The following is a 21,608-nucleotide window of genomic DNA, read 5'->3' as shown; positions in this document are numbered from 1 at the left end:
TCAACGGGCCAGCAGGCTGCGTCGGCGGGTCCGGCGCACGGCCCCCCGCACGGACTGGGCGACCGCGGCACCGACGAGCAGGCCCAGCGCGATCGCGGTGACGACGCCGAGGACGCCCAGCGCGGCCTCGGCCGAGCCGTCGGGGTCGACGGCCAGCTGGGTGGTCGAGAGCAGCCCCAGGCTGCCGGGCACCAGCAGCCAGAACGACGGCAGGAAGACGACGAGCCGGGGCAGCCGCGGCTTGACCGCCTCGACCGCCGAGGCGCCCAGGCTGGCGGCCAGCGCCCCGGCGAAGCTGCCCAGCACCGGACCCGAGAGGGCCTGGCCCAGCGACTGCGCGGCGAAGGCCAGCACCAGCGTGAGGGCGATGAAGGGCAGCAGCCGCAGCGGCGGGCTCTCCAGGACGCCGATGCCCAGGGTGATGAGCACCAGCCCCAGCGGGGCGGCCCACCAGCCCAGCTCGTCGACCCGCAGGTTCGTCAGGGCCTCCTGCGGGATGCTGAACAGCCGGGCCGCGGCGACGATCCCGAGGGTGAAGAGCAGCAGCTGGACGGCGCCGAACGCCAGCCGCGCAGTCCCCGCCACCATGTCCCCGGTGGCCAGCTCCGACATCGCCGTGACGATGAGCGCCCCGGGCAGCAGCACGGCCAGCGGCGGCAGCAGCGTCCGCAGCGGCCCCTCGAGCAGACCGGCGTCCACGGCCGCGAAGACCAGGCAGGCCAGCACGAAGGCGGCCAGCGTCGGCAGCAGCGTGCTGATGAGCCGGAACCGCTGGCTCAGCCGGAACAGCCCGACGACGACGGCCCCGCCCAGGACGGCGAAGGCCACGTTGGCGCGCCCCGGCTGCAGGATCAGCGCGATGCCGGTCGCGATGCCCACCCAGCCGAGGTTGGCGAGCCACACCGGGTAGCGCGACGGGCGGGCGCTGAGGGCCAGCAGGGCGCTGATCCCCTGCTCGATGCTGAGGGACCCCTCGACGAGCTGGTAGCGGATGGTCCGCACCTCGGCCGCCTGGTCGAGCCGCAACGAGCCCTTGACGCTCTCGTAGGTGGACGGCTCGCCGCTGCCGACGCAGACCGTCACCCCGGTCGGGCCGGCGGCCACCTGCGCGTCGGGGAACCCGAGCCGGCCCGCCACCTCGACCACCTCGTCCTCGATGTCGGAGACGGGCTGGCCGGTGGCCACCATGGCCGCGGCCAGGGCGACGAGCAGCCGTCGCACCTGGAGGTCGGACGGCTCGGCGGGCGTGCTCTGGCTCATGGCTCCTTCTCGGTCGGTCGGCGCGTCCGCCCCTCGCCGGGCCTGTGCGCGGGCCCGGGGCTGTCGGACCCCTCTGCCTATCATCGGGTGTGCCTCTCCGGTCGGACCCGCGGACGAGTGCCGCGGAGCCCGCGGCACCGCTGGTCCCCGCGCCCGAGCGCCCGTCGCGCCCCGTCCCCGTGGCCCCGGTGCCCGTGCCCGCCCCGGCGCCGCACCTGCCGGCGGAGGACCGGCCCGTCGCCCGCGTCGTGCTCGACCTGCCGCTCAGCCACCTCGACCGGCCCTTCGACTACACCGTCTCCCGGGCGCAGGACCCCGAGGCCGTCCCCGGCGCCCGCGTGCGCGTCCGGTTCGCCGGCAAGCAGCGCGACGGCTTCCTGCTGGAGCGGCGCGACGCCAGCGACCACGACGGCGCCCTCAGCCCGCTGGCCAAGGTCGTCTCGGCCGAGCCGGTGCTCACCCCGGAGGTGGCCCGGCTGGTCCGCGGCGTCGCCGACCACTACGCCGGCAGCTTCTCCGACGTCGTGCGCCTCGCGATCCCGCCGCGGCACGCGGCCACCGAGAAGGCCGCACCCGTCGCCGGTCCCGCGGTGCCGCCGCCCGCCGCCCCGCCGCACCCGTTCGGCGCCTACCCGGCCGGTCCCGGCTTCCTGTCCGCGCTCGCCGGGGGCCGCAGCCCCCGCGCCGCCTGGCAGGTGACGCCCAGCGCGGACCCCAGCGGCGACTGGGCCGCCGGGCTGGCCGCGGCCGCCCGGGCCGCGGTCGAGGGCGGGCGCGGGGCCGTCCTCGTGGTGCCCGACCAGCGCGACGTCGAGCAGCTCAAGCAGGCGTGCGCGGCCGCGCTCGGACCCACCGGCTTCGCCGTACTGGTGGCCGAGGCCGGCCCGGCCGCCCGCTACCGGGCCTTCCTGCGCGCCCTGCGCGGGGAGGTGCGGGTGGTCATCGGCAACCGGGCCGCGGCGTTCGCCCCCGTGCACGACCTCGGTCTCGTCGCGCTCTGGGACGACGGCGACGACCTGCTGGCCGAGCCGCGGGCGCCGTACCCGCACGCCCGCGAGGTGCTCGCGCTGCGCGCCGCCCAGCAGGGCGCCGGCGCGCTGTTCGCCGGCTACGCCCGCACGGCCGAGGTCCAGGCCTGGGTGGAGCAGGGCTGGCTCCGCGAGCTGGCCCAGGACCGGGTCGCCCTGCGGCACACCGCCCCGCAGGTGAAGGTGAGCGCCGATACCGACCGGGCCCTCGAGCGCGACCCGGCGGCCCGCGCCGCCCGGCTGCCGCACGAGGTCTTCACCCTCATGCGCTCGGCGCTGCCCCAGGGCCCGGTGCTGGTGCAGGTGCCGCGCTCCGGCTACCTCGTCGCGCTGGTCTGCCAGGACTGCCGCGAGCCCGCCCGCTGCCGGCACTGCGGCGGTCCCACCCGCGCCGGCCGGGGCCGCACGGGCGACGGACCCCAGGCCACCTGCACCTGGTGCGGGCGGCTGCAGGTGGGCTGGGAGTGCCCGATCTGCGGCTCGCACCGGTTCCGGGCCCCCGTCGTCGGCTCCGAGCGGACGGCGGAGGAGCTGGGCAAGGCGTTCCCCGGGACGGCCGTCCGGCAGTCGAGCGCCGGTCAGGTCGCGGCCACCGTGCCCGCGACGCCGGCCATCGTCGTCGCGACCCCGGGTGCGGAGCCGCGGGCCGAGGGCGGCTACGCCGGCGCCGTGCTGCTGGACACCCCGCTGCTGCTGCTCCGCGCCGACCTGCGCGCGACCGAGGAGGCGCTGCGCCGCTGGCTGAACGCCGTCGCCCTGGTCCGCGGCGGCGGCGACGGCGGCTCGGTGATCGCGGTGGGGGAGAGCTCCGGCCGCGCGCTGCAGGCGCTGGTCCGCGTCGACCCGGCGGGGCTGGCGGCCCGCGAGCTGGTCGACCGGGCCGAGGCCCACTTCCCGCCGGCGGCCAAGCTCGTCACCGTCGAGGGCCGGCCCGAGGCGCTCGCCGAGTTTGTCGAGCTGGCCCAGCTGCCGCCGCACGCCGAGGTGCTCGGGCCCGTCGCGCTGCCGCCCGAGCGGCGCCCCGGCGAGGCGCCGGGCCCGGGGGAGAGCGCCCTGTCCCGGCTGACGCTGCGCTCGCCGCGCACCGAGGGGGCCGCGCTGGTCCGGGCGGCCAAGGACGTCGCCGCCATCCGCAGCGCCCGCAAGAGCGAGGGCGCGCTGCGGATCCGCGTCGACCCCGTCGCCGTCGGCTGAGCGGCCACTCCGGAGCCACCGGCTGAGCGACGGCGCGGTCGGTCGGAGCGGCTCCGCGCCCTAGACTCGGCCGGTGCGCATCGTCTTCGCCGGGACCCCCGAGGTGGCCCTGCCCCCGCTCGAGGCGCTGCTGGCCTCCCGGCACGAGGTGGTCGCCGTCCTCACCCGACCCGACGCCCCCGCCGGCCGCGGCAAGAAGCTGACGCCCAGCCCCGTCGCCGCCCGTGCCGCCGAGCTGGGGATCGAGACGCTGACCCCGCGGAGGCCGCGGGACGAGGACTTCGTCGCCCGGCTCAGCGCGATCGCCCCGGACTGCGTCCCCGTCGTCGCCTACGGCGCGCTGCTGCCGCAGCGGGTGATCGACGTGCCGCGGCACGGGTTCGTCAACCTGCACTTCTCGCTGCTGCCGGCCTGGCGCGGTGCCGCCCCCGTCCAGCACGCCCTGCTGGCGGGCGACGCGGTCACCGGCGCCACGACCTTCCAGATCGTCCTCGAGCTGGACGCCGGGCCCACCTTCCTGCGCGTCGAGGAGCCCGTCCGGCCCGACGACACCGCGGGCGACCTGCTGGCGCGGCTGGCGGTGTCCGGCGCCGAGCTGCTGGTCCGCACGCTGGACGGGATCGAGGACGGCACCCTGACCGCCCAGCCGCAGCCGGCCGAGGGGGTCAGCTTCGCGCCCAAGATCGAGGTCGACGACGCCCGCGTCGACTGGTCGCTGCCGGCCGAGGTCGTCGACCGGCGGATCCGCGGCTGCACGCCCGCCCCGGGCGCCTGGACCACCCTGGGCGGCGAACGGCTCAAGCTCGGCCTGGCGACCCCTGCCGACGGCGAGCTCGCACCGGGTGCCCTCCAGGTCGGCAAGGCCGCCGTCCTGGTCGGCACCGGGACCCGGCCGCTGCGGCTCGGCCGCGTGCAGGCACCGGGGAAGAAGCCCATGCCCGCGGCCGACTGGGCCCGCGGCGCCCAGCTGCCGCCCGACACGGTCCTGGGGGGCTGACGTGGCCGCTCCCGACCGCGGACGCCGCGGCACCACGGCCCGCCGCAAGCCCGACCGCGCCCGACGGCTGGCCTTCGACGCCCTCCGGCTGGTCAACGGCGAGGGCGCCTACGCGAACCTCGTGCTGGCCGACCTGCTGGCCGAGCGGCACCTCGAGGGCCGCGACGCCGCCTTCGCCACCGAGCTCGTGGCCGGCACCTGCCGGCTGCAGGGCACCTACGACGCCGTCCTCGTCGCCGCGTCCGGCCGCAGCCTGGGCAGCCTGCAGCCCGCGGTGCTCGACCTGCTGCGGCTCGGCGCCCACCAGCTGCTCTCGCTCCGGGTCCCCGGGCACGCCGCCGTCGCCGCGATGGTGGACCTCGCCGCGGCGACCGTCGGCGAGCGGGTCACCGGGCTGACCAACGCGGTGCTGCGCAAGGTCGCCGCTCGGGACCTCGACGGCTGGCTGGACCAGCTGGGCGCCGGGCTCGACGAGCGCGACGCCCTGGCCCTGCGCACCGCCCACCCCCGCTGGGTCGTCGACGCCCTCGCCGACGTGCTGCCCGCGGACGAGCTGGCCCCGGCGCTCGCCGCGGACAACGTCAGCCCGGTCGTCAGCCTCGTCGTCCGGCCGGGCCTGGCCGAGGTGGCCGAGCTGCTGGACGCCGGCGCGGAGCCCGGCACCCTGTCACCGTTCGCCGCGCGCTGGACCGGCTCGCCGGGCGCGCTGCCCGCCGTGCGGGAAGGTCGCGCGGGGGTGCAGGACGAGGGCTCGCAGCTGGTCGCCTGGGGCCTCACCCGGGCCAGCGCCCCGACCGGCCCCTGGCTGGACCTGTGCGCCGGTCCCGGCGGCAAGGCCGCCCTGCTGACCGGCCTGCTGGGGCCCGACGACGGCCCGCTGGTCGCCGTCGAGCCCTCGGCGCACCGGGCGGCCCTGGTGGCCGGCGGGCTGCGCGGCTACCGCGGGGACCGCGCCGTCGTGCTGCAGGCCGACGGCACGCGCCCGGCCTGGCGAGCGGGCACCTTCGCCCGGGTCATCGCCGACGTGCCCTGCACGGGCCTCGGGGCCCTGCGCCGCCGTCCGGAGGCCCGCTGGCGGCGGGCCGACACCGCCGTCGAGCAGCTGCACGGGCTGCAGCGCGCCCTGCTGGCCGCCGCGCTCGACGCCGCCGCGCCCGGGGGCGTCGTCGCCTACGTCACCTGCTCCCCGCACCGCCGCGAGACCGTCGACGTGGTGGCCGAGACCCTCGCCGGCCGGGACGACGTGACCGTGCTGCCGGCGTCGGAGCTGCTGCCCGAGGTGCCCGACGCGGCGGCGGGGGACTTCCTCCAGCTGTGGCCCCACCGGCACGGCACCGACGCGATGTTCGCCGCGTACCTCCGGGTGTCCTGAGGCCGCAGGCTAGGGTCGGGGCGTGGTCCGCCTCATGCCCAGCCTGCTCTCCGCCGACTTCGCCAACCTCCAGGCGGCGATCGAGTCCGTGCCGTCGGCGGACGCGCTGCACGTCGACGTGATGGACAACCACTTCGTCCCGAACCTGACGCTGGGTCTGCCGGTCTTCGAGTCCATCCGTGCGGCCACCCCGGTGATGCTCGACGTGCACCTGATGATCGAGGACCCGGACCGCTGGGCGCCCGCCTACGCCGAGGCCGGGGCGGAGTCGGTGACCTTCCACGTCGAGGCGGCGGCCGCGCCCGTGCGGCTGGCCCGCGAGCTGCGCGGCCGCGGCGCCCGGGCGTCGATGGCCCTCAAGCCGGCGACGCCGATCGAGCCCTACGCCGACCTGCTGCCCGAGCTGGACATGGTGCTGATCATGACCGTCGAGCCGGGCTTCGGCGGCCAGAAGTTCCTCGACCTGTGCCTGCCCAAGATCGAGCGCACCCGCGCCCTGCTGGACAAGGTGGGCGGCGACGTCTGGCTGCAGGTGGACGGCGGCGTCTCGGCCGAGACGGTCGAGCGCTGCGCGGCCGCGGGGGTCGACTCCTTCGTGGCCGGGTCGTCGGTGTTCGGCGCCGACGACCCGGACGCGATGGTGGCCGAGCTGCGCCGGCTAGCTCTGGCGGCCGCGGGCTGACTGCCGCTTCGACGCGGGGACCTCGCGGTCGCGCCGCTTCCGCTGCTCGACCGGGGTCTCCTTCTTCGGTGCTGAGCTGATCAGCCCGTTGATCCAGTTCGCCGGCACGGAGTTGTCCACCAGCACGGACTTGACGAACAGCGTCGCCGGGATCGCGATCAGCGCCCCGAGGGCGCCCAGCAGGTAGGCCCAGAAGATCAGCGAGACGAACGCCACCGTCCCGTTGATGCCGACGGCGTCGCCGGTGAAGCGGGGCTGGATGATCGTCTGCACGACGACGTTGATCACGGTGAAGACGATCACCACGGCCAGCGCCTGGCCCGGACCGCCGGCCAGCAGCGCGATCAGCGCGGGCGGGATGACGCCGATGACGAAGCCGATGTTGGGGATGTAGTTGGTGACGAAGGCCAGCACGCCCCAGGTCAGGGCCAGCGGCACGCCGATGATCAGCAGCGCGACGTAGTCCATCACCGCGACGATCAGGCCGAAGACGGTGGTGACGATCCAGTACTTGCGCACCCGGCTGGCGAAGTTCACGAGGCCGTCGGCGATGTGCGGCCGGGTCTCGCGGATGACGGCGATCCGGTCGGCGATGCTGCCGGAGTCGAAGGCCAGGAAGATCACGACGGTGATGATGAGGATCAGCAGCGAGGCGCCACCGCTGAGCGCGCCCAGCAGGGCCTGCGCCGGACCGGTCAGGCTGCTGAGCTGGAAGGACGACGCGAGGTTCTGGATCTGCTCCGAGCCGTAGCCCAGCCGGGTCGACAGCGCCAGCAGCGAGTCGAAGATCTTGTTGAAGGCCTCGGCGTACTGGGGGAGCGCGTTGACCAGCTTGACGACGGCGTAGACCACCGAGCCCAGGATCACCAGCAGCAGCGCGTAGATGGCCAGCAGGCTCACCACGCTGGCCAGCCAGGACGGCCAGCGGTGCTTGACGAGGAACTTCCGCAGCGGGGCGACGGTGATCACCAGGGTGAGCACCAGGAAGACGGGCGCGACGATGTCCGCGGCCGAGCGCAGCCCCACGCCGACGACCACGAGGGCGGCCAGCAGCACGATCCCGAAGTAGGGCGGGCTGGGGGCCGTGCCGACGCCGGGGTCAGGCTTGGGGGGTGCGGTGGGGGCCGGGGCGGCGGACTGACGGGGCACGGAACTCCTCGACGGGTGGGGACACGGGCGGGGGCGCCGGCCCTCAGCCTGCCCTAGTTACCCGTTCTGCGCTCAATGACCCTGCCGGCGCCGCAGGTACCGCTCGAACTCGGCGGCGATGACCTCACCGCTCGCCTCGGGCAGGTCGGTCGCGTCCTGCTGCTGCTCCAGCGACGTCACGTACTCCGCCACCTCGGAGTCCTCGGCGGCCAGCTCGTCGACACCGCGCTCCCAGGCCCGGGCCAGCTCGGGCAGCTCGCCCAGCTCCAGCGGGGTGTCGAGCACCTGCTCCAGCTGGGACAGCAGGGCCAGCGTGGCCTTGGGGCACGGCGGGTGCGAGACGTAGTGCGGCACGGCGGCCCAGGACGAGAGGACCTGCACCCCGCTGCGCTCCAGGGCGTCGGCCAGCACGCCGACGATGCCGGTCGGCCCCTCGTAGGTGGAGGGGGCCAGGCCCATCGACGTCATCAGCTCCCGGTTGCCCGTGGAGGTGGAGACGGGGATGGGCCGGGTGTGCGGGGTGTCGGCCAGCAGCGCGCCGAGCAGGTGCACCCGGCGGGTGCTCGCGGACTTCAGCGCCGAGGTGATGAGCGTGCAGAACTGGCGCCAGCGCAGGTTGGGCTCCAGGCCGTGGACGAGGACCAGCGGGCGGCCGTCGGGCAGGTCGGCGACGAGCACCTCGGTGGTCGGCCAGACCAGCTCGCGGTCGTCGTCCTCGTCCAGCTTCACCTCGGGCCGGTTGACCTGGAAGTCGTAGAAGTCGTCGGGGTCGATGGCGAAGACCGACTCGGCCTCGTAGACCTCGCTGAGGTGCTCGACGGCGCCGGTCGCCGCGCTGCCCGCGTCGTTCCAGCCGCCGAAGGCCACCACCACCACCGGGTCGTCCAGGTCACGGAGGTCACGGCTGGGCACGTCTGACATGGCTTCACTGTAACCGGCGGTCCCGGTGCCCGACGGCGGTCCGCGGGGGCCCGCCACATGGTGGCTACCCGGTGCCGGGAGGCGCCGCGGACCTATCCTCGACGGGTGCCCACCGACCTGCGCTCCGCCCTGTCCTCCCGTGTCGTCATCGGCGACGGGGCGATGGGGACGATGCTGCAGGGCTACGACCTGACGCTGGAGGACTTCGAGCAGCTCGAGGGCTGCAACGAGGTGCTCAGCCGGACCCGGCCCGACGTCGTCCGGGCCATCCACGACGCCTACTTCGCCGTCGGGGTCGACGCGGTGGAGACCAACACCTTCGGCACGAACCTGTCGGCCCTCGGCGAGTACGGCATCGCCGACCAGATCCTGCCGCTGGCCGAGGCCGCCGCCCGGATCGCCCGCGAGTCCGCCGACGCCTTCAGCACCCCCGACCGGCCGCGCTGGGTGCTGGGCAGCGTCGGCCCGGGCACCAAGCTCCCCACGCTCGGCCACATCTCCTACACCGCCCTGCGCGAGGCCTACCAGCGCCAGGTCGAGGGGATGGTGGCCGGTGGCATCGACGCCGTCCTCATCGAGACCTCGCAGGACCTGCTGCAGACCAAGGCCGCCGCCCTCGGCGCCCGCCGGGCGCTGGCCCACGCTGGCCGCGACCTGCCGGTCATCGTGCACGTCACCGTCGAGACGACCGGGACGATGCTGCTGGGCTCGGAGATCGGCGCCGCGCTGACCGCGCTGGAGCCGCTGGGCATCGACATGATCGGCCTCAACTGCGCCACCGGCCCGGCCGAGATGAGCGAGCACCTGCGCCACCTCGCCCGGCACGCCACGGTGGGCGTCAGCTGCATGCCCAACGCCGGCCTGCCCCAGCTCACCTCCACCGGGGCGCACTACCCGCTGCAGCCCGTCGAGCTGGCCGACGCCCTCGAGCAGTTCGTCGGGGAGTTCGGCCTCGGCCTGGTGGGCGGCTGCTGCGGCACCTCGCCGGAGCACCTGGCCCGCGTCGTCGAGCGGCTCGGCGAGCGGCCCGTCGTCGAGCGCTCGCCCGGCCACGTCGCGGCCGCCGCGTCGCTCTACGCCGAGGTGCCGTTCCGCCAGGACACCAGCTACCTCTCCATCGGCGAGCGGACGAACGCGAACGGCTCCAAGGCCTTCCGCGAGGCCCTGCTGGCCGAGCGCTGGGACGACTGCGTCGACATCGCGCGCGCCCAGATCCGCGACGGCGCGCACCTGCTGGACCTCAACGTCGACTACGTCGGCCGCGACGGCGCCGCCGACATGAGCGAGCTGGCCTTCCGGCTGGCCACCGCCTCCACGCTGCCGATCGTGCTGGACTCCACCGAGCCCGCCGTCCTGCAGGCCGGGCTGGAGCGCCTCGGCGGCCGGGCCGTCGTCAACTCGGTGAACTACGAGGACGGCGACGGGCCCGACTCCCGCTTCACCAAGATCATGGCGCTGGTGCAGGAGCACGGCGCGGCCGTGATGGCGCTGACCATCGACGAGGAGGGCCAGGCCCGCACCCGGGACTGGAAGGTCGCGGTGGCCACCCGGATCGTCGAGGACCTCACGCAGAACTGGGGGATGCGGCGCAGCGACATCATCCTCGACTGCCTCACCTTCCCGATCGCCACCGGCCAGGAGGAGACCCGCCGCGACGGCATCGAGACGATCGAGGCCATCCGCGAGGTCAAGCGGCTCTACCCCGACGTGCAGACCACCCTGGGGCTGTCCAACATCTCCTTCGGCCTCAACCCGGCCGCCCGCGTGGTGCTGAACTCGGTCTTCCTGCACGAGTGCGTGGAGGCCGGCCTGGACTCCGCGATCGTGCACGCGGCCAAGATCGTGCCGATGAACCGGATCCCGGACGAGCAGCGCCGGGTGGCGCTCGACATGGTCTACGACCGTCGGCGCCCTGCCACCGAGGACCAGGGGGGCTACGACCCGCTGCAGACCTTCCTCGAGCTGTTCGACGGCGTCACCACCGCCGACACCAAGGCCGAGCGGGCCGCCGCCCTGCTGGCCCTGCCGGTGAGCGAGCGCCTGCAGCAGCGGATCGTCGACGGCGAGGGCAAGGGCCTCGGCGACGACCTCGAGCAGGCGATGGGCGAGGGCAAGACGGCGCTGGAGATCATCAACACCGACCTGCTGCAGGGCATGAAGGTCGTCGGCGAGCTGTTCGGCTCCGGCCAGATGCAGCTGCCGTTCGTGCTGCAGTCCGCCGAGGTGATGAAGAGCGCCGTCGCGCACCTCGAGCCGTACATGGAGAAGGCCGACAGCCGGGGCAAGGGCACCATCGTGCTGGCCACGGTCAAGGGCGACGTCCACGACATCGGCAAGAACCTCGTCGACATCATCCTGACCAACAACGGCTACACCGTCGTCAACCTCGGCATCAAGCAGCCGGTGAGCACGATCATCGAGGCCGCGGAGGAGCACCACGCGGACGCTATCGGCATGTCCGGGCTGCTCGTGAAGTCGACCGTGGTCATGCGGGAGAACCTGCAGGAGCTCAACGCCCGCGGCGTCGCGGCGAGCTACCCCGTCTTCCTCGGCGGGGCGGCGCTCACCCGCGCCTACGTCGAGCAGGACCTCCGCGAGGTCTACGCCGGCGAGGTCCGCTATGCCCGCGACGCCTTCGAGGGCCTTCGTCTGATGGACGCCCTGATGGCCGTCAAGCGCGGCGAGGAGGGCGCGGCCCTGCCCGCCCCGCGCGAGCGGCGGGTCAAGCGGCGGGCCGACCAGCCGGCGACGCACGCGGAGGCGGCCGACGCGCCGGGCGCGGTGCAGACCGCCGTCCGCTCTGACGTGGCCCGCGACGTCGACGTGCCGGTGCCCCCGTTCTGGGGCGACCGGATCGTCAAGGGCATCAAGCTGGCCGACGTCGCCTCGTTCCTCGACGAGCGGGCGACGTTCCTCGGCCAGTGGGGCCTCAAGGGTGTGCGCGGGGGGCCGTCCTACGAGGAGCTGGTGGAGACCGAGGGGCGACCGCGGCTGCGCGCCTGGCTGGACCGGGTGCAGACCGACGGCATCGCCGAGCTCGCCGTCGTCTACGGCTACTGGCCCTGCTACAGCGAGGGCGACACCCTCGTGGTGCTGCGGCCCGGCGGCGACGTCGACGACCCGGCGGCCGAGCTGCACCGCTTCACGTTCCCGCGGCAGACCCGCGACCGGCACCTGTGCCTGGCCGACTTCTTCCGCGACCGCGGCGAGGTGCGCGAGCACGGCCCCGACGTCATCGCCTTCCAGCTGGCGACGATGGGGTCGGCCGTGAGCCGGGCGACCGCCGAGCTGTTCGAGCGCAACGCCTACCGCGACTACCTGGAGCTGCACGGGCTGAGCGTCCAGCTCACCGAGGCGCTGGCCGAGATGTGGCACGCCCGCATCCGGTCCGACCTCGGCCTGGGCGCGGCGGACGGCCCGGTCGACGACATGGTCCGCGACCAGGCCTACCGCGGCTCGCGCTACTCCTTCGGCTACCCGGCCTGCCCGGACCTGGAGGACCGCGCGAAGCTCGTCTCGCTGCTCCGCCCGGAGCGGATCGGCGTCGAGCTGAGCGAGGAGCTCCAGCTGCACCCCGAGCAGTCGACCGACGCGCTCGTCGTCCACCACCCCGAGGCCAAGTACTTCAACGCCCGCTGAGATCCGGCACGTCGTCGGTGCCGGAAGGCCCGGAGGGCGGCGTGTCGCTCAGTCGGGGGCCGACGACGTGTCGAGATTCAGCGCAAGGCGGCGAGGACGGCCACGACGACGGCGTCCGGGTCCTCCGTCAGCATCGCCCAGGTGAAGCGGAGGACGCGCCAGCCGGCCAGGACGAGGTCGTTCTGCCGGGCCCGGTCCTGCTCGAAGGCCGCCCGGCTGCCGTGGAACTCCCAGCCGTCGATCTCCAGGACCAGCCGCTCGCGGTCGAAGGCGATGTCGACGTAGTAGCGGGTCCCGTGGACGACGACGGGCCGGTTGGCCGACCAGCCGCCGATGCCCGCCCTCCGCAGCAGCGCGTGGGCGATCCGCTCCGCCTCGGACCACGGCTCGTCCCGCGAGTCCCGCAGCAGGGCCCGGCGCCGCTGGTTCCCGCGGCGGTCCGGGTGGGCGGCGAGGACCCGGTGCAGGTCGGCCAGGCGGGCCTGCCGGCTGCGGAGCACGGCGTCGACCGCTGCACCTCCCTCCTCGTCGCAGAGGTCGAGGGCGGTCAGGGCCGGGGACGTGCAGCGGAGCCCGTGCCGCTCGACCACCTCGTCCGGGTCGACCCGCCGGTTGCGCAGCACGAAGCCGGCCCGCTGCCCGCGCAGACCGGGAGCCGCCGCCTCCACCGCCCCCACCCGCAGCTCCGGCCAGAAGAGGAGCTGCGCCGCGGCCCGGCCGCTGACGACCGCGTCCGGGCGCCAGGCCCGGAGGGCGGCCAGCCGCACGCCGAGGTCGGCGCACCGGGCGGCGTCGCCGTAGACCCCGGGTAGCAGCGCCGTCAGGCGGCCGTCCCGCAGCAGCCGGTCGAGGCTGCCGGCCAGGGCCGGGTGGTCGGCCCGCCGGACCGCCCCGCCGCCCTGATCCAGCAGCCGGCTGATCTCCACCTCACGCGCGCGCACGCCGGGACCCTCGGGACGCGGGCGGCCGCAGCGGCGCCCTGCGCCGGCCCTGTGGACCTCCCGGCCCGCAGGTCGCGGCCTGGGGATTCGTGCTCTCGGTGCCGCGGCTGGGAGGATGTCGGGCGATGAGCACCACGACCCCCGCCGCCCCGGCCGCCGTCCTCTGGGACTTCGACGGCACCCTCGCCGACACCGAGCCCCTGTGGATCGAGGCGGAGTTCGAGCTGATCGCCACCCTCGGCGGCACCTGGTCGGAGGAGCAGGCCGACGAGCTGGTCGGCAACTCGCTCATCGACTCCGCGATCTACATCCTCAACGCCATCGACCGGCGCGACGTCGACCCCGCCTGGGTGGTCGACCAGCTGCTGGGCCGCGTCGTCGGCTTCCTCGCCGAGCGCCCGATGCCCTGGCGGCCGGGCGCCCTCGAGCTGCTGACGGCCCTGGGCCGGGCCGGCGTGCCCTGCGGGCTCGTCTCGGCCTCCTACCGGGTGCTGCTCGACGCCGCCCTGTCCCAGCTGCCGGCCGGCACCTTCGCCGTCTCGGTGGCTGGTGACGAGGTCACCCAGGGCAAGCCCCACCCCGAGCCCTACGAGAAGGCCTGCGAGGCGCTCGGCGTCGACGCCCGCCGCTGCGTGGTCATCGAGGACTCCGTCACCGGCGCCCGCTCCGGCAACGCCGCCGGCTGCCTCGTCGTCGGGGTCCCGAACCGCGTCGAGATCCCCGCGGCCCCGCGCCGCCGCGTCGTCGCCTCCCTGACCGAGCTGGACGCCGCCGGCGTCGCCGAGCTCCTGGAGCATGCCGATGACCCGGACTGAGCGCACCCGGGTGCTGGCCGGCGCGGCCGCGGCCGTGCTGCTGGCCGGCTGCAGCCTGACCGGGGGAGGGACGGACCCCGCGCCGTCGGACAGCCCGGCACCGCGGCCCTTCACGGTGATGAGCACCGACCGCGTGCGGGTCACCGACCCGGCGGCGATGACCGACGCCTCCTCGGCGATGCTGGCCCTCAACGTCTTCCAGCGGCTGATGACGGCGGCGCCCGGGGAGTCGGTGCTCAAGCCCGACGCGGCCCGCGACTGCATCTTCACCGCGGCCACCACCTACACCTGCACGCTCAACGAGGACGAGGCCTTCCACAACGGCCACCCGCTGACCTCCAGCGACGTGAAGTTCAGCATCGAGCGGGCGGCCCGGCTGAACGTGGCCGGCTCGTCGGCCCCGCTGCTGTCCTCGCTCCGCCGGATCGAGACGCCGGACCCGCTGACCGTCCGCTTCCTACTCAGCCGCGTCGACACCCAGTTCGGCTGGGCGCTCGCGAGCCCGGCCGCCTCGATCGTCGACGAGGAGGTCTACGACGCCGACGAGATCCGGAGCCGGGAGGACCCGGTCGTCGGGTCGGGGCCGTTCAGCGTCACCAGCCTGACCGAGGACGAGATCGGGCTGCAGCGCTACCCGGACTACCAGGGCCGCAACCCCACCTCCCTCGACGCCCTCGTCTACCGCAGCGTGGACGACTCCGCGACCATCGAGGACGCGATGGCCAAGAACACCGTCGACGTCGTCTGGCGCGGGCTCGACGAGGCCGCCGTGACCCGGCTCAGCCAGCAGGCCGTCAACGCCGACGCGACGACCGCCACCGGCTTCCGCCAGCAGGTGCTGACCGGCACCCGGGTGCTGCAGCTGGAGTGGTCGCCGGACTCCCGCAGCCGCGGCACCAAGGCCCTGCGGACGGCCATCGCGCTGGCCCTGCAGGGTGACCGGACCTCGGACTCCGTCGTCCCCGGCGGCGTCCCCGGCCACGTCGCCACCTTCCCCCTCGGGGGCACGACCAACCCGCGGGTGACCTGGGACAACCGGATCAACCTCACCCTCGGCTACGACTCCACCCAACCGAACGGACGCGACATCGCCACCCAGATCCGCAGCCGCCTCGAGGACACCGGCGGCCTGAGCGTCCAGCTCCGCGCCGACGAGCCGGGCGACCTCACCCTCGTCGACCGCAAGGCCTGGACGGCCACGCCGCTGGCGTGGCTGCAGCCCTACGTCGAGGCCCCGCTGCCCGCCTCCGCCGACGCCGTCGCCACGGCCGAGTCCGGCTACCGGGCCACGACCACCGACGACGCCGCGAACCAGCTGCTGGCCACCCTGCAGGAGCAGGCCGCCGCCGACCTCGTCGTGCTGCCCGTGAGCCAGTCCGACGAGTACGTCTACGTCGGCCCCGGCACCGACATGAGCGAGACCTCCTACGGCCCGGGCTGGCAGCTCGGCCTCTTCGGGATCTCCCGTGGGTGAGCCGAGCACGGAGCACCCGGCCGTGCTGTCGGGTGTGCGCCTCGGGGAGCTCCGGGCCGGCGAGCGGATCACCCTGACCGACAACAAGAACCGGCGGCACTCGGTGCTGCTCGCCGAGGGCGGGCGCTTCCACACCACCAAGGGCGCCGTCGAGCACGACGAGCTCATCGGGCAGCCGGAGGGCACCGTCGTCACCTCGGTCGGCGGCACCGCCTACCTGGCCCTGCGGCCGCTGCTCAACGAGTACACGGTGACGATGCCGCGCGGCGCCCAGGTGATCTACCCCAAGGACGCCGCCCAGATCGCCATGACCGCCGACATCTTCCCGGGCGCCCGGGTGGTCGAGGCGGGCGCCGGCTCGGGAGCCCTCACCTGCACGCTGCTGCGGGCCGTCGGACCGACGGGCCGGGTGCGCTCCTACGAGCGCCGCGAGGACTTCGCCGCCCAGGCCCGCAAGAACGTCGAGGCCTTCTTCGGCGGTCCGCACCCCTCCTGGGACCTCCGGGTCGGCGACCTCGTCGAGAACCTCGGCGACCAGCCGGTCGACCGGGTGGTCCTCGACATGCTCGCGCCCTGGGAGTGCGTCGACGCGCTGGCCGAGGTCCTGGTACCCGGCGGCGTGCTCTGCGCCTACGTCGCCACCACCACCCAGCTGGCCCGCACCGTCGAGACGCTGCGGGTGCGCGGCGGCTTCACCGAGCCCGAGGCGGGGGAGACCCTCATCCGGGCCTGGCACGCCGAGGGCCTGGCCGTGCGGCCCCGCCACGACATGGTCGGCCACACCGGGTTCCTGGTCACCGCGCGGCGGCTGGCGCCCGGCGTCAACGCCCCGCCGCGCAAGCGCCGCCCGGCGCCCGGCGCGTATGGCGAGGACTACACCGGGCCCCGCTGAGCCGCGGGTAGGGTCGTGCCAGGAGGTGCGTCATGACCGGACCCGTCCATGATCGTCCCGAAGAGCGTGGAGCTCTCGTCGCCCAGATCAGTGCGCTCAGCGAGGAGCTCACCCGGTTGCGCGAGCGGCTCGCGTCCCACCCCCACGACATCGCCGTGCTGGAGCGCCGGCTCGCCGACGCCCGGCAGGACGCCCGCACCACGGCGTCCAACAACGAGCGGCTGGCGTCGACCCTGCGGGAGGCGCGCGACCAGATCGTCGCGCTGAAGACCGAGGTGGACCGGCTGGCGCAGCCGCCGGCGAGCTTCGGCATCTTCCTGGCCGACACCGGGGAGAACACCGCCGACATCTACACCTCCGGGCGCAAGATGCGCGTCAGCGTCAGCCCCGACGTCGACCTGGCGGCGGTCACGCCCGGTCGCGAGGTGATGATCAACGAGGCCATGAACGTGGTCGCCGCGCTGGACTTCGACGAGGTCGGCGAGGTCGTCCTCCTCAAGGAGGTCATGGACGGCGGCGACCGCGCCCTGGTCGTCGGGCACGGCGACGAGGAGAGCGTCGTCCGGCTGGCCCAGCGCCTCCGCGACGAGAAGCTCCGCTCCGGTGACTCGCTGCTCATCGACCGCCGCGTGCACTTCGCCTACGAGCGCGTCCCCAAGATGGACGTCGAGGAGCTGGTGCTGGAGGAGGTGCCGGACATCGACTACTCGGTGATCGGCGGCCTCGGCGGCCAGATCGAGGCCATCCGCGACGCGGTCGAGCTGCCCTACCTGCACAAGGAGCTGTTCGCCGAGCACGAGCTGAAGGCGCCCAAGGGCATCCTGCTCTACGGCCCGCCCGGCTGCGGCAAGACCCTGATCGCCAAGGCCGTCGCCAACTCGCTGGCCAAGAAGGTCACCGAGCGGACCGGCCAGGAGGGGCGCAGCTTCTTCCTCAACATCAAGGGCCCGGAGCTGCTCAACAAGTACGTCGGCGAGACCGAGCGGCACATCCGCCTGGTCTTCCAGCGGGCCCGCGACAAGGCGTCCGACGGCATGCCGGTGATCGTCTTCTTCGACGAGATGGACTCGCTGTTCCGCACCCGCGGCACCGGGGTCTCCTCCGACGTGGAGAACACGATCGTCCCGCAGCTGCTGAGCGAGATCGACGGCGTCGAGGGCCTGGACAACGTGATCATCATCGGCGCGTCCAACCGCGAGGACATGATCGACCCGGCGATCCTGCGGCCGGGCCGGCTGGACGTCAAGATCAAGATCGAGCGGCCCGACGTCGAGGCCGCCCGCGAGATCTTCAGCAAGTACCTGACGCCGACGCTGCCGCTGCACGCCGAGGACCTCGCCGAGTTCGGGGGGGACCGGGCCGCGACGGTGGCCGGGATGATCGACCGGACCGTCGCCCGGATGTACGAGGAGTCCGAGGAGAACCAGTTCCTCGAGGTCACCTACGCCGGCGGCGACAAGGAGGTCCTGTACTTCAAGGACTTCAACTCCGGCGCGATGATCCAGAACATCGTCGACCGGGCCAAGAAGATGGCGATCAAGGACCTGCTCGACGCGGGCGTCCGCGGTCTGCGGATCGGCCACCTGCTGCAGGCCTGCCTCGACGAGTTCGCCGAGAACGAGGACCTGCCGAACACGACGAACCCCGACGACTGGGCGAAGATCTCGGGCAAGAAGGGGGAGCGGATCGTCTTCATCCGCACCCTCATCTCCTCGAACAAGGGCACCCAGCCGGGCCGCTCGATCGACACGGTGTCCAACACGGGGCAGTACTTGTAGCGGGGTCTTCACTCCGGCCGTGGCGCTGCTGCTGACCGGTGCGCCTCGCTCGTCGTGAACGAAGAGCGTGTTCACGACGAGCGTCGCCGACCGGTCAGCGCGCCACGGCCTGCGTTCGACCCCGCTGGTCCGCTCTCTGCCCCTCGGGTCCCTGCGTCCGGTGCGGGGCAGGAGGGGTCGGGACCACCGCTCCCTGAGCTCGTCGAAGGGCCGCTTCGCAACCCTCGCGCGTCAGGCCGGGGCGTGCCCGGAGCGGTGGCGGGCGCGCTGGACGAGGGACCACAGGCCGCGCCAGCCGAGCAGCAGGACGCCCAGCACGACCGCCGTGACGATGACGAAGGAGAGCTGGACGCCGGCGCCGGTGAGGACGCGGAAGGCCATCCCGACCACCACCGTCGAGCCCCACAGGATGAGGGCGGAGGGACGGGCGACCGGGTGCCGCCAGGAGCGGGCCAGGGTGAGACCCAGCGCGTAGCCGGCCAGGAACGGCCAGGCCGTGGCCAGCACGCCGACCAGGTCGGTGCTCTCGGCGTGGCTGCTGCGGCCGACGATGGCGAACACGAGGATGCAGATGACGTCGGCAGCCAGCGCGGGCCAGATTCTCACGGCGGCAACACTACGCTGGACGGCATGGCTGAGGCGTCCCGTCGCGGGGAGAGCACGACGAGTGGACCCGACCCGGCCGAGGTGCCGCGCCCGACGCGGGTGATGGGGCTGGAGACCGAGTACGGGATCAGCGCCCTGCCCGGGCCGCACCGCGGCGCCGAGGAGGAGCTGCACCCGATGCAGCTCTCGAACCACGTCGTCAAGGCCTACGGGCAGCTCGCCCCGGGCCAGCCGGCCGGCTGGGACTACGAGACCGAGACCCCGCTGCGCGACATCCGCGGCTACGACATCTCCCGCTCGACGGCGCACCCGGACCAGCTGACCGACACCGACCTCGGCATGGCCAACCTGATCCTGACCAACGGGGCGCGGCTGTACGTCGACCACGCGCACCCCGAGTACTCCGGGCCGGAGGTGACGAGCGCGCTCGACGTCGTCCGCTGGGACAAGGCCGGGGACGTCGTCGCCGCCATCGCCGCCCGCCGCGCCAGTCAGTCCCTCGGCCGGTCCGTGCGGCTCTACAAGAACAACACCGACGGCAAGGGCGCCTCCTACGGCACCCACGAGAACTACCTGCTGGACCGGGCCACCCCGTTCGACCGGGTGGTCACCCAGTTCACCGCCTTCCTCGTCTCCCGCGCGGTGGTCACCGGGGCGGGGCGCGTCGGGATCGGCCAGGCCAGCCAGCAGGCCGGCTTCCAGCTCAGCCAGCGCGCCGACTTCTTCGAGGCCGAGGTCGGCCTGGAGACCACGCTCAACCGGCCCATCATCAACACCCGGGACGAGCCGCACGCCGACGCCACCCGGCACCGCCGGCTGCACGTCATCACCGGCGACGCGAACCTGTCCGAGATCTCCACCTACCTCAAGGTCGGCACCGCCTCCTGGGTGCTCCGGGTGATCGAGGCCGGCCAGCTGGGCGCCGACCTCCGGCTCGAGTCGCCCGTGGCGGCCATGCGGGCCGTCAGCCACGACGTCGGCTGTGCCGCCCCGCTGACCCTGGCCGACGGCCGCCGGTTCTCCGCCGTCGACCTGCAGGAGGCCTACCTCGAGGCGTGCCGCCGCCACCTCGAGCGCGTCGCCGGCAGCCTGTCCGAGCCGGCGGTCAGCGAGGCCAAGGACGTCTTCACCCGCTGGCAGGAGGTGCTCGACGCGCTCCGCGCCGACCCGTTCGTGCTGGCCGACCAGCTGGACTGGGTGGCGAAGCTCCAGCTCATGGAGTCCTACCGCGCCCGCGACGGCCTGGGCTGGGACGCCCCCAAGCTGGCGCTCATCGACCTGCAGTACGCCGACGTCGACCCGGCCCGCAGCCTCTACGCGGCCCTGGTGGCCAAGGGCAAGATGCAGCGGCTCGTCGGCGACGACGAGGTCGAGGCCGCCCGGACCACGCCGCCCGAGGACACCCGGGCCTGGTTCCGCGGCCGGGTGGTGGAGCTCTTCGGGGACGCCGTCGTCGCCGCCTCCTGGGACTCGGTGATCTTCGACGTGCCCGACCGGCCCGCCCTGCAGCGCGTGCCGCTGCTCGACCCCCTGCGCGGCACCCGGGCGCACCTCGGGCAGGTGCTCGAGAGCTGCGCCGACGTCACGGAGCTCTTCGCCGCCCTCGGCCGGTAGCCGCCCTCACCGCGGGAGCGGCAGGTGGGCAGGCCGGCGCGAGCGCGAGCGCGACAGGACTGTCAGCGGGGGTGGTTAGGCTTGGCAGCACTCGACGCACGGCGGGCCGCGAGGCCCGGCACGGCCGTGGGCGGGTCGACACGAGGAGCACCGATGGCTGAGTCAGAGCAGAGCGCCCGCCGCACGAGGCGGAGCGAGGACACCGAGCCCGAGGAGGAGCTGGCGCCCGTCGACACCGCGCACAAGGCCGAGCTGGACTCCGACGTCGACTCCCTGCTGGACGAGATCGACGGCGTCCTCGAGGTCAACGCCGAGGAGTTCGTCCGCTCGTTCGTCCAGAAGGGTGGCCAGTGAGCGTCCGACCCAGCACCCCCGGGCTGCCCGCGGAGTACCTGAGCGTGGGCACGTCGTCCTTCGCCGACTTCGCCGCCCAGGTCGCGCCCAACGTCCTGCCCAGCTCGCGCGCGGTCTCGGCCGGCGTGGCCGACCTGGCCCCGCACGGCACCACCATCGTCGCCGCGACCTTCCCGGGAGGCGTCGTCGTCGCCGGTGACCGCCGCGCCACCATGGGCAACGTCATCGCCCAGCGCGACATCGAGAAGGTCTTCCCGGCCGACGAGTTCTCCGTCGTCGGGATCGCCGGCGCGGCGGGCATCGCCGTCGAGATGGTCGGGCTGTTCCAGGTCGAGCTGGAGCACTACGAGAAGATCGAGGGCGCCCCGCTCTCGCTGGTGGGCAAGGCCAACCGGCTGGCCACGATGATCCGGCAGAACCTCGGCCTCGCCCTGCAGGGCCTCGTCGTCGTCCCGCTGTTCGCCGGCTACGACGTCGCCACCGGCCAGGGCCGGATCTTCTCCTACGACGCCACGGGCGGTCGCTACGAGGAGCACGCCTTCTTCTCCGTCGGCTCGGGCTCGGTCTTCGCCCGCGGGGCGCTGAAGAAGCTGTACCGGCCCGACCTCGACGCGGGGGCGACCACGCTGGCGCTGCTGCAGTCGCTCTACGACGCCGCCGACGACGACTCTGCCACCGGCGGCCCGGACCTGGCCCGGCGGATCTTCCCCGTCGTCCTCGTCGCCACGGCCGACGGCGTGCAGCGGGTCAGCGAGGCCCAGGTCGAGGAGTTCGTCGAGCAGATCGTCAGCAGCCGCCGGCAGCGTCCCGACGGCCCGGCCGCCCCGCTGACCTGACGTCCTGCCCCGACCGCTGACATGAGCCCGTCCGTCCCGAGCCCGATCGGAACCCC

17 protein-coding genes are annotated in these 21,608 nt (G+C 74.2%); 12 read left to right on the top strand and 5 right to left on the bottom strand.

The genetic code is table 11. From position 1 onward, the window contains the following. Positions 1-1,260, bottom strand: coding sequence for a threonine/serine exporter family protein (locus JOF54_RS01770; RefSeq protein WP_210052452.1), 1,260 nt, complete (start codon positions 1,258-1,260; stop codon positions 1-3). A 188-nt stretch (positions 1,261-1,448) separates the two neighbouring features. On the opposite strand from JOF54_RS01770, the gene JOF54_RS01765 reads away from it, so the two are divergent. The 4 genes from JOF54_RS01765 (at position 1,449) to rpe (ending at position 6,533) form a co-directional block, all read left to right on the top strand. Continuing rightward, positions 1,449-3,482: a primosomal protein N' gene (locus JOF54_RS01765; protein ID WP_307803718.1), complete on the top strand. Its 2,034-nt coding sequence runs from the start codon at positions 1,449-1,451 to the stop codon at positions 3,480-3,482. Between the two features lie 73 nt (positions 3,483-3,555). Next, positions 3,556-4,479, top strand: coding sequence for a methionyl-tRNA formyltransferase (fmt, locus tag JOF54_RS01760; RefSeq protein WP_210052450.1), 924 nt, complete (start codon positions 3,556-3,558; stop codon positions 4,477-4,479). A 1-nt stretch (position 4,480) separates the two neighbouring features. After that, positions 4,481-5,851 (top strand): RsmB/NOP family class I SAM-dependent RNA methyltransferase, encoded by a 1,371-nt coding sequence (locus tag JOF54_RS01755; RefSeq protein ID WP_210052448.1) that lies wholly within the window; start codon positions 4,481-4,483, stop codon positions 5,849-5,851. 34 nt (positions 5,852-5,885) lie between these two features. Then, the gene (gene rpe / locus JOF54_RS01750; protein ID WP_245358514.1) at positions 5,886-6,533 is read left to right on the top strand and encodes a ribulose-phosphate 3-epimerase; all 648 of its coding nucleotides are present in this window, start codon (positions 5,886-5,888) and stop codon (positions 6,531-6,533) included. On the opposite strand, the gene JOF54_RS01745 is transcribed toward rpe, so the two are convergent. Both JOF54_RS01745 and JOF54_RS01740 read right to left on the bottom strand, forming a co-directional pair. Next, complete coding sequence (locus JOF54_RS01745; protein ID WP_210052444.1) at positions 6,510-7,682, bottom strand: AI-2E family transporter; 1,173 nt, start codon at positions 7,680-7,682, stop codon at positions 6,510-6,512. The two genes, rpe and JOF54_RS01745, sit on opposite strands and share 24 nt — an antisense overlap. A 72-nt stretch (positions 7,683-7,754) precedes the next feature. Then, positions 7,755-8,603, bottom strand: coding sequence for a PAC2 family protein (locus JOF54_RS01740; RefSeq protein ID WP_210052443.1), 849 nt, complete (start codon positions 8,601-8,603; stop codon positions 7,755-7,757). A gap of 57 nt (positions 8,604-8,660) precedes the next feature. Here JOF54_RS01740 and metH point away from each other — a divergent pair, with 57 nt between their 5' ends. Then, a complete protein-coding gene (gene metH / locus JOF54_RS01735; protein WP_210052441.1) occupies positions 8,661-12,242 on the top strand; it encodes a methionine synthase in 3,582 nt (1,193 codons plus the stop codon). Positions 12,243-12,319: 77 nt separating this feature from the next. On the opposite strand, the gene JOF54_RS21700 is transcribed toward metH, so the two are convergent. Next, positions 12,320-13,183, bottom strand: coding sequence for a DUF559 domain-containing protein (locus JOF54_RS21700; protein ID WP_210052439.1), 864 nt, complete (start codon positions 13,181-13,183; stop codon positions 12,320-12,322). A gap of 125 nt (positions 13,184-13,308) precedes the next feature. Here JOF54_RS21700 and JOF54_RS01725 point away from each other — a divergent pair, with 125 nt between their 5' ends. From JOF54_RS01725 to arc, 4 genes are read left to right on the top strand one after another with little or no spacing between them, the layout of a single operon-like run. After that, the gene (locus tag JOF54_RS01725) at positions 13,309-13,998 is read left to right on the top strand and encodes an HAD family hydrolase (protein WP_210052437.1); all 690 of its coding nucleotides are present in this window, start codon (positions 13,309-13,311) and stop codon (positions 13,996-13,998) included. Beyond that, positions 13,985-15,472 carry an ABC transporter substrate-binding protein gene (locus tag JOF54_RS01720; protein ID WP_210052435.1) on the top strand — a complete coding sequence of 496 codons (1,488 nt, stop codon included), beginning with the start codon at positions 13,985-13,987 and terminating at the stop codon, positions 15,470-15,472. The genes JOF54_RS01725 and JOF54_RS01720 overlap by 14 nt, the downstream gene beginning before the upstream one ends. After that, the gene (locus JOF54_RS01715) at positions 15,465-16,364 is read left to right on the top strand and encodes a tRNA (adenine-N1)-methyltransferase (protein ID WP_307803716.1); all 900 of its coding nucleotides are present in this window, start codon (positions 15,465-15,467) and stop codon (positions 16,362-16,364) included. The genes JOF54_RS01720 and JOF54_RS01715 overlap by 8 nt, the downstream gene beginning before the upstream one ends. 32 nt (positions 16,365-16,396) lie before the next feature. Next, positions 16,397-18,142 carry a proteasome ATPase gene (arc, locus tag JOF54_RS01710; RefSeq protein ID WP_210052433.1) on the top strand — a complete coding sequence of 582 codons (1,746 nt, stop codon included), beginning with the start codon at positions 16,397-16,399 and terminating at the stop codon, positions 18,140-18,142. A gap of 231 nt (positions 18,143-18,373) precedes the next feature. Here the strand turns inward: arc and JOF54_RS01705 are convergent, their stop codons facing one another. After that, complete coding sequence (locus JOF54_RS01705) at positions 18,374-18,748, bottom strand: DUF3054 domain-containing protein (RefSeq protein WP_210052431.1); 375 nt, start codon at positions 18,746-18,748, stop codon at positions 18,374-18,376. Positions 18,749-18,850: 102 nt separating this feature from the next. Between JOF54_RS01705 and dop the strand changes: the two genes are divergently transcribed. From dop to prcB, 3 genes are all read left to right on the top strand, one after another. Beyond that, the gene (dop, locus tag JOF54_RS01700) at positions 18,851-20,362 is read left to right on the top strand and encodes a depupylase/deamidase Dop (RefSeq protein ID WP_210059265.1); all 1,512 of its coding nucleotides are present in this window, start codon (positions 18,851-18,853) and stop codon (positions 20,360-20,362) included. Between the two features lie 153 nt (positions 20,363-20,515). Then, positions 20,516-20,716: a ubiquitin-like protein Pup gene (locus JOF54_RS01695; protein WP_210052429.1), complete on the top strand. Its 201-nt coding sequence runs from the start codon at positions 20,516-20,518 to the stop codon at positions 20,714-20,716. Beyond that, positions 20,713-21,552, top strand: coding sequence for a proteasome subunit beta (gene prcB, locus JOF54_RS01690; RefSeq protein ID WP_210052427.1), 840 nt, complete (start codon positions 20,713-20,715; stop codon positions 21,550-21,552). The genes JOF54_RS01695 and prcB overlap by 4 nt, the downstream gene beginning before the upstream one ends. The last annotated feature ends 56 nt before the right edge of the window (positions 21,553-21,608 follow it).

The organism is Microlunatus capsulatus (genome assembly GCF_017876495.1).
GTDB lineage: Bacteria > Actinomycetota > Actinomycetes > Propionibacteriales > Propionibacteriaceae > Microlunatus > Microlunatus capsulatus.
This window is presented reverse-complemented; position numbering and strand designations above follow the sequence as displayed.

What these genes read in the sequence shown, in the direction of transcription:
- JOF54_RS01770 (WP_210052452.1), bottom strand. Translation starts at nt 1,260, where the DNA reads ATGAGCCAGAGCACGCCCGCCGAGCCGTCCGACCTCCAGGTGCGACGG.
- rpe (WP_245358514.1), top strand. Translation starts at nt 5,886, where the DNA reads ATGCCCAGCCTGCTCTCCGCCGACTTCGCCAACCTCCAGGCGGCGATC.
- JOF54_RS01740 (WP_210052443.1), bottom strand. Translation starts at nt 8,603, where the DNA reads ATGTCAGACGTGCCCAGCCGTGACCTCCGTGACCTGGACGACCCGGTG.
- metH (WP_210052441.1), top strand. Translation starts at nt 8,661, where the DNA reads ATGGTGGCTACCCGGTGCCGGGAGGCGCCGCGGACCTATCCTCGACGG.
- JOF54_RS01725 (WP_210052437.1), top strand. Translation starts at nt 13,309, where the DNA reads ATGAGCACCACGACCCCCGCCGCCCCGGCCGCCGTCCTCTGGGACTTC.
- JOF54_RS01720 (WP_210052435.1), top strand. Translation starts at nt 13,985, where the DNA reads ATGACCCGGACTGAGCGCACCCGGGTGCTGGCCGGCGCGGCCGCGGCC.
- arc (WP_210052433.1), top strand. Translation starts at nt 16,397, where the DNA reads ATGACCGGACCCGTCCATGATCGTCCCGAAGAGCGTGGAGCTCTCGTC.
- dop (WP_210059265.1), top strand. Translation starts at nt 18,851, where the DNA reads ATGGGGCTGGAGACCGAGTACGGGATCAGCGCCCTGCCCGGGCCGCAC.
- JOF54_RS01695 (WP_210052429.1), top strand. Translation starts at nt 20,516, where the DNA reads ATGGCTGAGTCAGAGCAGAGCGCCCGCCGCACGAGGCGGAGCGAGGAC.